Annotated in this window: 13 protein-coding genes and 2 tRNA genes; 7 read left to right on the forward strand and 8 right to left on the reverse strand. The window is 65.5% G+C overall.

The annotated features are described in order from the left end of the window. Positions 1–22: 22 nt before the first annotated feature. Complete coding sequence (locus ACVIGA_RS04355; protein WP_456665422.1) at positions 23–1,477, reverse strand: purine-cytosine permease family protein; 1,455 nt, start codon at positions 1,475–1,477, stop codon at positions 23–25. A 298-nt stretch (positions 1,478–1,775) separates the two neighbouring features. On the opposite strand from ACVIGA_RS04355, the gene ACVIGA_RS04360 reads away from it, so the two are divergent. Together ACVIGA_RS04360 and ACVIGA_RS04365 are read left to right on the forward strand one after the other, a co-directional pair. Next, entirely contained in the window at positions 1,776–2,447 is a 672-nt protein-coding gene (locus ACVIGA_RS04360; protein ID WP_456665423.1) for an FMN-dependent NADH-azoreductase, read from the forward strand. A gap of 36 nt (positions 2,448–2,483) precedes the next feature. Beyond that, complete coding sequence (locus tag ACVIGA_RS04365) at positions 2,484–3,368, forward strand: polysaccharide deacetylase family protein (RefSeq protein ID WP_456665424.1); 885 nt, start codon at positions 2,484–2,486, stop codon at positions 3,366–3,368. Here ACVIGA_RS04365 and ACVIGA_RS04370 read toward each other — a convergent pair. After that, a complete protein-coding gene (locus ACVIGA_RS04370; protein ID WP_456665425.1) occupies positions 3,349–4,278 on the reverse strand; it encodes a LysR substrate-binding domain-containing protein in 930 nt (309 codons plus the stop codon). The genes ACVIGA_RS04365 and ACVIGA_RS04370 overlap by 20 nt on opposite strands. A 24-nt stretch (positions 4,279–4,302) precedes the next feature. Beyond that, positions 4,303–4,914 carry a DUF1989 domain-containing protein gene (locus tag ACVIGA_RS04375; protein WP_456665426.1) on the reverse strand — a complete coding sequence of 204 codons (612 nt, stop codon included), beginning with the start codon at positions 4,912–4,914 and terminating at the stop codon, positions 4,303–4,305. 103 nt (positions 4,915–5,017) lie between these two features. Between ACVIGA_RS04375 and ACVIGA_RS04380 the strand changes: the two genes are divergently transcribed. Beyond that, a complete protein-coding gene (locus ACVIGA_RS04380; protein ID WP_456665427.1) occupies positions 5,018–5,893 on the forward strand; it encodes a LysR family transcriptional regulator in 876 nt (291 codons plus the stop codon). A 195-nt stretch (positions 5,894–6,088) separates the two neighbouring features. Here ACVIGA_RS04380 and ACVIGA_RS04385 read toward each other — a convergent pair. Next, positions 6,089–6,174 (reverse strand) — tRNA-Tyr (locus ACVIGA_RS04385). Positions 6,175–6,367: 193 nt separating this feature from the next. On the opposite strand from ACVIGA_RS04385, the gene rlmB reads away from it, so the two are divergent. Further along, positions 6,368–7,192, forward strand: coding sequence for a 23S rRNA (guanosine(2251)-2'-O)-methyltransferase RlmB (gene rlmB / locus ACVIGA_RS04390; RefSeq protein ID WP_456665428.1), 825 nt, complete (start codon positions 6,368–6,370; stop codon positions 7,190–7,192). A gap of 61 nt (positions 7,193–7,253) precedes the next feature. Here the strand turns inward: rlmB and ACVIGA_RS04395 are convergent, their stop codons facing one another. The 4 genes from ACVIGA_RS04395 to ACVIGA_RS04410 form a co-directional block, all read right to left on the reverse strand. Next, on the reverse strand, positions 7,254–7,697 hold the full coding sequence (locus tag ACVIGA_RS04395) for a hypothetical protein (protein WP_223976607.1): 444 nt from the start codon (positions 7,695–7,697) through the stop codon (positions 7,254–7,256). A 92-nt stretch (positions 7,698–7,789) separates the two neighbouring features. Continuing rightward, positions 7,790–8,263, reverse strand: coding sequence for a hypothetical protein (locus ACVIGA_RS04400; RefSeq protein ID WP_456665429.1), 474 nt, complete (start codon positions 8,261–8,263; stop codon positions 7,790–7,792). A gap of 163 nt (positions 8,264–8,426) precedes the next feature. Continuing rightward, positions 8,427–9,122 carry a HoxN/HupN/NixA family nickel/cobalt transporter gene (locus tag ACVIGA_RS04405; RefSeq protein WP_456665430.1) on the reverse strand — a complete coding sequence of 232 codons (696 nt, stop codon included), beginning with the start codon at positions 9,120–9,122 and terminating at the stop codon, positions 8,427–8,429. Positions 9,123–9,192: 70 nt separating this feature from the next. Further along, a complete protein-coding gene (locus tag ACVIGA_RS04410; protein WP_456665431.1) occupies positions 9,193–9,909 on the reverse strand; it encodes a dienelactone hydrolase family protein in 717 nt (238 codons plus the stop codon). Between the two features lie 149 nt (positions 9,910–10,058). On the opposite strand from ACVIGA_RS04410, the gene ACVIGA_RS04415 reads away from it, so the two are divergent. From ACVIGA_RS04415 to ACVIGA_RS04425, 3 genes are all read left to right on the forward strand, one after another. Beyond that, the gene (locus ACVIGA_RS04415; RefSeq protein ID WP_456665432.1) at positions 10,059–10,505 is read left to right on the forward strand and encodes a hypothetical protein; all 447 of its coding nucleotides are present in this window, start codon (positions 10,059–10,061) and stop codon (positions 10,503–10,505) included. Between the two features lie 164 nt (positions 10,506–10,669). Next, positions 10,670–10,744: transfer RNA gene (locus ACVIGA_RS04420), tRNA-Thr, on the forward strand. A gap of 199 nt (positions 10,745–10,943) precedes the next feature. Further along, positions 10,944–12,248 carry a tyrosine-type recombinase/integrase gene (locus ACVIGA_RS04425; RefSeq protein ID WP_456665433.1) on the forward strand — a complete coding sequence of 435 codons (1,305 nt, stop codon included), beginning with the start codon at positions 10,944–10,946 and terminating at the stop codon, positions 12,246–12,248. Position 12,249 lies beyond the last annotated feature (1 nt).

Genomic DNA, 12,249 nt, shown 5'->3' on the forward strand with positions numbered 1-12,249 from the left:
ACCGGCGCAAGGCATGCCCCTGTCAGGTCGATGGCGGCGCGGGCTCGATCGACGCCGCGTCCGGCGACGGCGCGCTCCGCGCCAGCGGACGTCCAAACAGCCGATGCAGGGCAAGGTAGCTCGCCATCGCAACGCCGATGCCGGTGAGCCACGACAGGTCCACGCCGCCGGTCGCCAATGCAAGCGGGCCTTGCATGGCCTTGATCGTGCCCATCTGGAACGCCCACGCCGCCGCGAAGCCGGCAGCAAAGGCGATCAGCCCGGCCCAGTTGAAATCGCGATCCCGCCCCGGCGCCTCGTAGAGCGAGGCGACATCGATCCGGCCGCGTCGCACCAGGTAGAAGTCGGCGAGCGTCACGCCGGCCCATGGGCTGATCCAGACGATCAGGGCGACCATGAAATTGTCGAAGGCGTGGGCAAAATCGCCCGACTGCAGGAAGGCGTACAGGATCGCGGAGGCGATCAGGCCTGAGACCACCGAGATCACCCAGCGCGGCCGCCGCAGATCGAGCGCCAGCGACGACAGCGCCGCCGAATAGATCACGACGATGTTGGTCGCGATCGGGCCATGCACCAGCACCAGCAGCACCGGCAGCGCCATCGCACCAAACGCTGCGATGATCAGCTTCGACGGATCGGAGCCGGCGCCGGCCGATGCAATGGCCGCACCGAGAAAAGCGAGCCAGACCGTCGGCAGGAACATGCCGAGGAAGGTCGCCCGGAACACCTTGGCGGCACCGAGCGAGGGCCTGGTGAAGCGCGTATAGTCGGAGGCATAGGTGAGCCACGAAATGCCCCAGCCGATGCCGATCGCGGTCATCAGTTGCGTCGCCGCGGCGAATGCCGGCATGCCCGTAACAGCAGCGGACTGCCATTTGATATCGACGCGCAGGAAAGCGAGCGCGGTCATGACCGCCATGATCAGCAGAATGAACGGCATGGTGTAGCGCTCGAACACCTTGATGGCATTGAAGCCCCAGGCCGCGATGCCGATCTGGAGCAGCATCACCAGCACCGCGATCGCGTATTTGAGCTCGACGCCGCCGCCAATCCCCATCCGCTCCAGCGCCGCCATGCAGAGGTCGAGCACGATCCAGGTGTTGATTGCGACCCACCCCATCGGCATCAGCACCTGCGCCAGTGCCGGCAGATAGGCGCCGCGGCGGCCGAACGCCAGCCGGCCCAGCACCATCTGCGGCACGCCGGTGCGATGTCCCATCAGGCAGAAGGCGGCGAACAACGCCGCGCCGAACAGGTTGCCGACGACGATGACGGCAAGCGTTTGCAGCAGGCTGAGGCCGAGCTGGATTCCGAGCGCGCCCAGCACCCAGTTGATCGGCGCGATGTTCGCGCCGGTCCAGATCCAGAACTGATCGAACGATGACGACGTGCGGTGCGCCGCCGGCACCGGCTCAATTCCGTGGGCATCGAAGCCGGCCTCATCCTGCGCCGGAAGCTGTGTCTGCTTGAGCAACATGTTTCCCCCGTTGTCCGGCGCATTGGTTTGGGCCGGGATGGGGCATCTGAGCAGCAGGCAGCGTTGAGGCGATAATGAGGAATCCTCAAGCCGGGTTGAGGCGGCGTCGAGAGTGAAGTTTGTCGACCCGAGTGTCGGCAAATCGGCCGCGATCAGGCTCGCACACCGCGTCACCGTGGCGCGCTGCTTCACTGTTAAGATTTTCTCAACCCAGCTGCCGGATTCGTCAATCACGCTGCCCCAGGTACTCGGTCATTGTGGAGCCGACGCACTGCTCCCCAATCAGCCGAGGCCAGAGATGACGACCCTTCTGCATATCGATGCCAGCCCGCGCGGCGACCGTTCGGTCAGCCGGAAACTCTCCAAATCGTTTGTCGAGCACTGGCTGACGCACGAGCCCGGCGCGACAATCATCTCGCGCGACGTCGGCCGCGCCCCGCCGCCGCTGATCACGGAGGCATGGGTGGCCGCCGCCTTCACCGCGCCCGGCGACCGCACGGCCGAGCAGCATGACGAACTTCGTCTCTCCGACGAACTGATCGACGAGCTTGAACGCGCCAACGTCATCGTCATCGGGGCGCCGATGCACAATTACGGCATGCCGGCGGCGCTGAAGTCATGGTTCGACAAGGTGATCCGCATCGACAAGACCTTCAGCTTCGATCTCGCGCGCGGCGACTTTCCGCTCGAGCCGATCATGCGCGGCAAGACGCTGGTGGTGCTGAGCTCGCGCGGCGAATTCGGCTTCGGCCCCGGCGGGGTGCGGGAAAGCATGAACCACCTGGAGACCCACATCTTCACCTGCGCCCACTATCTCGGGGTGCAGGAGAGCCATCTGATCGCGGTCGACTACCAGGAGTTCAACGACGAGCGCTACCTGCGATCGGTCGCCGACGCCTTTGCCGCGATCCCCGTGCTGGTCGGGCAGTGTCTTGGAATCGACGGGCCTGTTAATGTCGCGGCGGAATGATGCGCCGCTGTCCGCCGGACGCGTGAGGATGATCCGATGATCCGTAATCCCATCCCCTGGCCGAACGGCGCGCGTTGCGCCTGTGCGATCACATTCGACGTCGACGCCGACAGTCTGATCCACATCGCCCGGCCGAAGGACTCCTTCGACCGGCTCTACCCGATCACGATGGGACGGTACGGGCCGACCGTCGGCGTGCCGCGCATCCTGGAAACCTATCGGCGCCTCGGCCTGAAGCAATCGTTCTTCATGCCGGCCTGGACCATGCAGCGTTATCCGAATGCGGTGGAGGCGATCCTCAAGAGCGGCCACGAGATCGGCCATCACGGCTATATCCACGAGGATCCGACGGAGATTTCCTCGGCGCGGCAGCGCGAGGCCTTCGAACGCGCGCTCGGCATCCATGTCGCGATGACCGGGCGCAAGCCGCGCGGCTACCGCGCGCCGGTCTACAACGCCAACCAGACCACGATCGATCTCCTGATCGAGCACGGCTTTGTCTACGATTCGTCGCTGATGGCCGACGACATCCCGTACCAGATGCGCACCGCGCGCGGATCGCTCTACGAGATGCCGCCGCACTGGGGATCGGACGATTGGCCGCCTTTCGCCCATTACGCGGAGATCGGCTACATGATGCCGGTCAAATCGCCGAGCGAGGGCCTTGCCGCTTCGTTCGAGGAGTTCGAGGCCGCCTATGAGGCCGGCGGATTCTGGATGGGGATCTGGCACCCGTTCCTGACCGGCCGGCTCGCCCGCTGGCGCGTCGTCGAGCGCTGGCTCGAGCGGATCGTTGCCGAACGCAAGGTCTGGTTCGCATCGCTCGAGGACATCGCCGCGCATCTCGACGGCCTGGTCAAGGCGGGCACCTACCAGGTCCGCGTCGAGACCCTGCCCTATTTCACGCAGCCCGTGTCATGACCAGTTCGGGAGCTGCACGAAAGGTGGCCGCCTCGGCGCGCAGCCAGTCGATGAACGCCGTCACCGCTTTGCGCCGGGCAGCGCTCGGCGCATCGACGAGGCGATAGGCAAAGCCCGCCAGCGTGGGACCGTCGAGCCGGCGCAGCGTGCCCTGACGCAATTGCTCGTCCACCAGCGCATCGCTGCACAACAGCGGTCCGAGCCCGCGCTCAGCGGCGTGCAACGCCAGCGGCTCCTCGCTGTACCATGAGATGCGGAAGTCCCGGCCGGGATCGTGGTCGGCCGCCGCGAGCCAGGCCGACCACGCCGGCGAATCCAGCGCGGCGTTCTTCCAGCGGAACGCCAGCAGCGAGCGCGAGCGGACGTCGTCAATGCCGAGACGGGCACCGGGCGGACAGATCGCGCTCGCCGCAACCGCAATGTAGCGATCGCTAAACAGCACCGATGTCTCGCCGGCGCGATCAGCGCGTCCGTAGCGGATCGCCAGATCGACGCCGTCGGCGCCGGGCGTCCGCACCTCTTCGGTCGCATCGATATGGACAACGAGGTGAGGAAATGCCGCGTTGAAGTGTGCGAGCCGCGGCATCAGCCAGCGCTCGGCGAAGGCGCGCGTGGTCGATACCGTGATCGCATCGCCATCCGCCGGCGGCCGGATCGCGGCGAAGGCGCTCGCCATGCGGTCGAAGCCGTCGCGCAGCATCGGAAACACCGCATGGCCCTCCGCGGTCAGCACGACCGCGCGGCCGGAGCGTTCGAACAGCTTGTGGCCCAGAATCGCCTCGAGCTGCCGAACCTGGTGGCTGATCGCCGTCACCGTGACGCAGAGCTCATTGGCGGCGGCGGTGAAGCTCTCGTGGCGCGCGGCGGCTTCGAACGCGCGGACGGCATTGAGCGGCGGCAGCTTGCGCATGATCGGTTCTCCACGCTGACAGTGTCAGTCGATGAGAAAGTGAGCGTCGGTCGGCCGCATGTCGTTCACCGGCACCATGTCCTGCGGACAGGCCGAAAACACGATGACCAGGTCCATCTCGGCGCGCAGCGCCACATACTGCCCGGCCTCGCTGACGGGCGACTTGAAGTCCAGTTGTCCGCTGTCGGCGACGGGCACATTCATGAACAGATTGAGCGGAGCCGGCGTCACCGCAGCCGACAGGCCGACAGTCTCGAGCGCGCGCGCCAGATTCTGCGTGCAATTGTCGTGATGGCCGACGGCGCCGAGCTGGCGATAGCGGTGAATGTCGCAGGCCGCGATCAGCGTGTCGTGGATTCCCGGCGTGGTGTCGGCGACGAAGGTGAGGATCGCGCGGCGCCGGTTGGTGGTCAGCGTGTCGCCGACGCGCGGAATGAGCCGCAGCATCGATGCACGGCTGTGCTCCATCGACATGAACTCGCCGGTGTCGCGGGCATTGAAGGCCCAGGTGTCGACCACCTGTTTGCCATGTGTGTTGACGACCATGACCGTCTCTCCCGCATCGAGGCGCGCCGCCACGCCATTGCGGGCCGGAATCAGACGGGCGCGGGTCAGATCGATGGGTGCTGCGGTCATTTGGTGTCTCCTCAATGGCTCGTTGCGCCATTGGAGCACCGCCCGTCATGTAACTCTAATAATATTAATTGTGTCCATTATAGCAGATTCGTATAGTCGCCCGATGCGCCTCAGACAGCTCGAATGCTTCCGCGCCCTGATGCTCCACGGCACCATGACCCGGGCGGCCGAACTGCTCGGCATGTCGCAGCCCGGCATCAGCACGATGATCGCGGGCCTCGAGCACGAGACCGGCCTCAGTCTCTTCCTGCGTCGCGGCGGCCGCCTGCAACCGACCCCGGAAGCCAGGCTGTTCTATGTCGAGGCAGCGCGCGCCCTCGAAGCCGCCGAGAACGCATCGCGCGTTGCGGCCGAGATCAAGTCCGGCCGGCGCGGTCACCTCGCGATCGCGGCCTATCCGAGCATTTCGATCAATTTGCTGCCGCGGCTGCTGTCGCAGTTCGCGAGGAACAAGCCCGAGCTGCAGATCAAGATCATCACGCGCAATTCCGCGACCGTCCGCGAGCTGATCTCGACGCAGCAATTCGATCTCGCGGTCGCCGAGCTGCCGCTGGATTATCCGACCTCGCACATGGAGGTGTTCTCGTATGAGTGCGTGTGCATGCTGCCGCATGCGCATCCGCTCGCGAAGCTGAAGCAGATCACCCCTGATGACCTCGATGGCGTCCCGTTCGTGACGCTGTTTCGCGGCGACCCGATCTACCAGCAGCTGGCATCCGCCTTCTCCGAATATGGCGCGCGCTGGAACGTGGTGGCGGAGACCGAGTTCTTCTCGACCGCGTGCCAGCTCGTCGCCGAGGGCCGCGGCGTCGGCATCGTCGATCCGGTGGTGAGCAAGCCCTTCACCGAAGGCCTCGCCATCCGCCCGTTCAAGCCGAAGATCCAGTACCAGATCGCGATCCTCTCCCCGACGCACGAAGCGCCGTCGCAGATGGCGCAGGATTTCGCCAAGCTACTGCGGCGTGGGTTGCGGGGGTGAGTCGTGGTGGCGGCGCGAGACGCCTTGTCGGCATGCCCAGCGAAATGGGAGTAACGTGTCGAGTTGAAGTTCGTGGAAACGAGGCCCTTGGCCCAGTCCGTCTTCGCTTTCGCTGGCGCTCAAGCTACGCCGGACACGCTTTGCCCTGACGGGTCAGGCGTGGCTGCGCCACGCGTAGCCCGTCAGGGCGAAGCGTGGTGGGGGAGGCAGGACTCGAACCTGCGAAGCCATGAGGCGGCTGATTTACAGTCAGCTCCCTTTGCCACTCGGGACACTCCCCCGTCCAACAGCGTCGAACCGGCCGCGCGAGTGGCGGCGGACCGGGTCATCGAAATGACGCTGATAACCGGCCGACCCGAAACGGGTGCGCGGTCGGGCGGTTTATGGGCGAAGGCGGTCCCCAAAGTCAACCAAGCCGGCGCGCAATTTGCCGGTTAAATTGCCATTCTGCGACACCCGTGACACAAGCCTCACATGAGCGACCGCGACCGCAAACCCAATTTCCGAGGCAAGGGCGGTAAACCCTTCCAAAAAGGGCCGAAATTCGGCCGCCCGCCGGCCCGGCGGGAGCGCGAATCCGGTTCCGACGGACCGGTGATTCTGTATGGCTGGCACACGGTGGCGGCCGCACTTGCCAACCCGGACCGCCAGATCCGCAAGCTTTACCTCACCGACAACGCCGCCAAGCGCCTCGCCGACGAAAACATCGCGACCCGGGTCACCCCTGAGATCGTCCGGCCCGGCGACATCGACCGGCGCCTCACCCCCGATGCCGTGCATCAGGGCCTTTTGGCGGAGGCCGAACCCCTGCCCTCGCCTGACATCGACACGCTGGCGCAGGAGGGAATCGTGCTGGTGCTCGACCAGATCACCGATCCGCACAATGTCGGCGCCATCCTGCGCTCAGCCGCGGCATTTGCGGTGAAGGCGATCGTCACCACCGCCCGCCACAGCCCGGAGGCCACCGGCGTGCTGGCGAAGTCCGCCTCAGGCGCGCTCGAGCTGGTGCCGATGGTGACCGTGCAGAATCTGGCGCGCGCGCTCAACGAACTGAACGATCACGGCTTCCAGACCGTCGGCCTCGACAGCGAGGGCTCGGAAGATCTCGGCAAGGTTCCGCTGCAGCAACCGCTCGCGCTGGTGCTCGGCGCCGAAGGCAAGGGGTTGCGGCAATTGACGCGCGAGACATGCCGCGTCGTCGCCCGCCTCGACATGCCGGGCGAGATCAAGAGCCTCAACGTCTCGAACGCCTGCGTGCTCGCGCTCTATATCGGCGCCAGCCGGCTCGGGCTGATGTAAGCGAAAACGCCCGCTCGCTTGACGCGAACGGGCGCTGATATCTGTTCGACCGATCGCCGGATCAGTAGTAGCGGCGCAGCACCGGATGGCCGTAGCGATGCGGCGCGTAACCGTAGCGGTGCGGCGCGTAGCCGTAGCGATAGCCGTAGTGCGGACGGTACGGCCGATAGTGATGGCGGTAGCCGTAGTGGCGATAGCCGTAATACGGGCGGCCATAACCTTCGCGGTAGTACGGACGCGGCGCCCAATTGCCCGGGCCGGTGTAGGCCGGTCCCTGGTTGACGTAATAGTACTGCTGCGCTGCGCCGGGATAGGCCGCATCCGGGTCGGGCAGACGTTCGACCGCGCCGTAACCGCCATAGCCATAGCCGTAGCCGCCGCAGCCGCCGCAGCCGTAATTCACGACGGGCGCGGAATAGCCGCAAGGGTTGAAGCCGCACGCCATTGCGGGCGCGGTCACCATGACGGCCACGGCCGCAATCAGTCCTTTGATCATTTGACGCATTACTCTCTCCTGATGGTCTCTCTGTTGGTCGCGTAGCTCTTGGTGGCTATGAAGGCGCCCCGCGAGGGGCTGTTGATTTCGGGTAGTTGGTTTTAGGGGCCCCGGGGACGCGGTGGCCGCGGGACCGGTCCGGGCAGCGGCCGCGGACCGTTGAACTGCGGCGCGTAGATCACCGGCGGCGGATCGACCGGCACGTTGGACTGTGCCGGCAGCGGCGCGGATTGCGCCCCCCACGATTCATGATAGCTCTCGGCCGGCTGCGGCAGGCGGCGGTTGGCCGGCGGCTCGATCTCGAGGCGGCCGTAACCCGGCATGCGGCCGAGGCTCGGATAATAGTGGCCGACATTCGGCTCGGGAGCGATCGGGCGGCCGCCATAGACGGTCGGCACCATCGAGTCGTTGCGGGCCAAGCCCATCGCGCTTTCGACCACGGCGTAGGATGCGTCGACGCCATTGATGATGATGGGTACGCCGGGGCGATTGGGCACGACGATGTCGAAGCCGCCGCCAGCCAGCGCCGTCGAGGTCATCGCAGCCAATATCGTCAGCGCAAGACTTCCGCGCATGTTCACCCAGCGTCCCAAATTGTTCCACCCGCAGCCTAATCCAACGGTTTGGCGGAAGGGTTAAGGGCGCGGGCCAAACTGGCGGTAAGCCTAACGCGTAAGCATCCGCATCCGGTCAATGCGGCCGTGCGGGATCAGAAATCGTTAACGGCGCGCCTGTGCCTCAGGTGAAGGCGTTCTCGATGATCGCGTGGATGCCGATCGCGATCGTGACCGCGCCGACCGCCATTTGCAGGCCGCGATTGGCCCAGGTCAGCCAGCGCGCGGAGGCCGCGAGCGGCACCGCGATCACGCTGGACAGCACGCCCATCCCGATCATCGAACCGACGCCGAACAGCGCGACATAGCCGAGCCCGATCACCGGGTTTGGGGCCTGCGACACCGTCAGCACCAGCAGCGCCGCTGAGCCCGCCATGCCGTGCATCAGGCCGACCAGCAGCGTGCGCCAGCGGAAGCCGTGCACATGACCGTGCGGCGCGCGGGCATGCGGCAGGATGTCGCCCGCGTGGCTGTGGGCGTGGAAATGCGTCTTGCCGTCGCCGTGCGAATGGGTGTGGAAGTGCACGCGATCGCGCCACAGCCGCCACCATACATGCGCGCCGAGGCCGACCAGCATGACGCCGACCGCGGTCTCGATCGGCTGCGCCACCGTCTCGGGGATCGCGTGCCCGAGCAGGATCGCGGCGCCGGCGAACACGAACAGCGTGAGCGTGTGACCGAGGCCCCAGGTCAGGCCGTGCTTGACGATGTCACCGACATGGGTACGGCGCGCCGCGATGCTCGATACCGCCGCGATGTGATCCGGCTCCAGCGCATGCTGCATGCCGAGCAGAAAACCAAGACTCAAGATTCCGAACATCAATCCCCCGCGCCGGCGCGTGACGGCAGATCAAACACCACATCGCCGATCTTGTCAGGCCGGCAACTCGTCAAACCAGCACCTCGTCGAACAGGCCTTGCATCGCCACCCAGGAGCGGCGGTCGGCCCGCGCGTCGTAGAGCGCCGACTTCATGATCAAGCCGTCGGCGGTCGGGTTGGTAAAGCCGTGCAGCGTGTTGCCGTAGCTGATCACCTGCCAGTCGGCAACCTTGCCGGCGCGCATCTCGTTCTCGAACGCCGCGACCTGGTCGGAAGGCGCCAGCGGATCGTCGGCCCCGGTCAAGACCAGCACGCTCGCCCTCACCGCACCCGCTGCCGCAGGCTGCGTGGTCGAGAGCACGCCATGGAAGCTGACGACGGCCTTGAGGTCGGCGCCGTCGCGCGTGAGCTCGAGCACGACCGTGCCGCCGAAGCAGAAGCCGATCGCCGCGCAACGGGTCACATCGACCTCGGGCAAGGCCGTTAGCGTCGCGAGCGCGGCGCGGGCCCGTGCGCGGAGCGTGGCAGGGTTTGTACGCAAATGACCGATCAGCGCCATCGCCTGCTGCAGATCGGCGGCCTGCCGCCGCTCGCCGAACATGTCGGCGGCAAGCGCCACATAGCCACGCTCGGCAAGCCTGCGTGCCCGCTCCATCGCGAAATCGCCGAGCCCGAGTCCTTCGTGGAACACCAGCACGCCGGGACGCTTTACGCCGCGGTCCTTGAACGCAAGATAGCCGCGCAAATTGGCGTCGCCGGCGGTGTAGTCGATGTCACCAGTGTGCATGCAATTCTCGTCAAGACAGCATCATCCGGAACGGATCATGCGCGAGTGTTGCGGAACTTCACACTGGTTTGAACGCAGGGCAAGGCCGCGCCGGAACGGTCGCGGCACGGCGAGATTAGCTCTCGACGACGACAAGAGGAGAATCTCGCATGACGCAACTCAAAATCCATGGTGCTGTTCTTGGCGCAGCAGCCCTGCTCGCATCAGCGCTGGCCAGCCCCACGATGGCGCAACAGACGATCGGCACCGCCGCGCGCTGCTCCGATGCCACACCAGACGCCCGATGCCAGGCGATGGGATCAGACACGACCTATCGCCATCATATCTATCGGCGGGACCGCGACTGGCAGAATCCAGGCTGGCAAGACAGCTACAACCGGGTTGACCCCGGCCCGTTCGGGCCCGTCGACGCCGCGGCCGGTGTGGTCGGCGGCGCGGTCGGCACCGCGGCTGCGATCGCGACCGCCCCGTTCGGCGGCCCCGACTATGCCCGCACCCCGATCGGCGGCGAGGAGTATGCCCGGCAGAACGGCTTTGTCTGCACCCCCGGCACCTGGTTCCGCGGCAGCGACGGTCTCCAGCATCCCTGCCAGTAGCTCGTACGAAACACACATGCGCAAAAGGCGGCCTTCGGGCCGCCTTTTTGCGGCCGGGCTGGCGGAGGCGAAGCGGCCGATCCGAGCTTTCCGGGTTCTGGCCTTCAGGTTCTGGTCCTGCCCGGCCAAGTCTGCTATGCGAGCGCGCAAATCACGCCCATTTCGCCGGCTTAGCTCAGCGGTAGAGCAGCAGTTTTGTAAACTGAAGGTCGGGGGTTCAATCCCCTCAGCCGGCACCATTTGACTATTCACCAGCTTTCGCTAGTCTTCGTCTCAGCGACCTAAATCGCTGAATAACATACATTTTCTCTTCGCCAGCGTTCGCTTCCCTCCGCCCGCCATCGCGTTCTTTGTTGGTATCTGCGTTGGTATCACTGGGGTCTGGACTGGGGAGATACCAACAACGGCTCGGGAAATGCGAAGCCGGGGGGATAATCCATGGCGTTGACGGACGCAGCCTGTCGGGCCGCCAAAGGGGCCGAAAAGCCCTACAAGTTGAGCGGCGGCGGCGGCCTCTATTTACTGGTCGAGACGGGAGGGTCGCGCCTCTGGCGGCAGGCGTACCGGTTCGGCGGCAAGCAAAAGACAATCTCGTTAGGCATCTATCCGCAAGTTGGCCTCTCCGCCGCACGCGACGCGCGCGACGCGAACAAGCGGCTGCTAGCGGACGGGATTGATCCGTCTGAAAAGAGGAAAGCAAACAAGAGGGCCGCAGAGACCGCACCCCTGTCCACGTTTAGCGCGGTGGCCGATGCGTGGCTGGCCGAGCAGCGCAAGACGGCCAAGAGCGCGACCACCTTGAATAAGCTGACCTGGATAGTCGAGCTGGTCCGTCCGCAGATCGGTGGGCTTCAGATCGGCGCCATCACGCCGGCAGACGTGCTCGTGGCGCTCCGTAAGGTGGAAACCACCGGCCGGCATGGAAAGAACCGCTACGAGACGACAAAGCGATGCCGCGCGACACTTAGCCGCGTGTTTTCGTATGCGGTCGCAGAGGGCCTGCGCGAATTCGACCCGGCCGCTGCATTTGCGAAATCAGGTCACCTGACCCCACCGGCAACGAAAAGCTACGCCGCCATTGTTGAACCGAAGGAGTTTGGTGCCCTCCTCCGCTCGATCGACGACTACGATGGCAAAAGCGAAACGAGGCTAGGCTTGCAATTGCTCGCTCTCACCGCGCTTCGGCCGGGTGAACTGCGACAGTTGCGATGGAGTTGGGTGGATGACGACTGCAAGGCCCCCGCGATCACCTTGCCGCCGGAAGTCATGAAGATGCGGCGCGAGCACAAGGTGCCGCTCGCCCGGCAAGCAGTCGCCATCCTGACAGAACTGCGCGAGTTTACGGGATGGTCGTTGATCCACACTCCGACTGGCGCCGACTACTTGTTTCCCAACGCACAGCCTCGCCGCTCGATCGGCCAACACGGCATGCCGTCGAAGCGGCCAGCGATGCGGCCCATGTCCGAGGGCGCGCTGGGGTCTGCTCTGCGCCGCCTTGGCTATTCGAGCGACACGCACGTCCCGCACGGCTTCCGGTCGTCCTTCTCGACGATGGCAAACACTTCGCGACTGTTCGATGCCGACATCATCGAGGCGGCGCTGGCTCACAGCGACGGGAACCAAATTCGGGGCATTTACAACCGAGCGACCTACGATGCCGATCGAGCTCGTCTTGCTCAATGGTGGGCCGACTATCTCGACGAGCTCCGAGCGCTCGGCCGCGTGGTGCAGTTGAGAGCGTGAA

It is taken from the genome of Bradyrhizobium sp. USDA 3240, assembly GCF_054063295.1.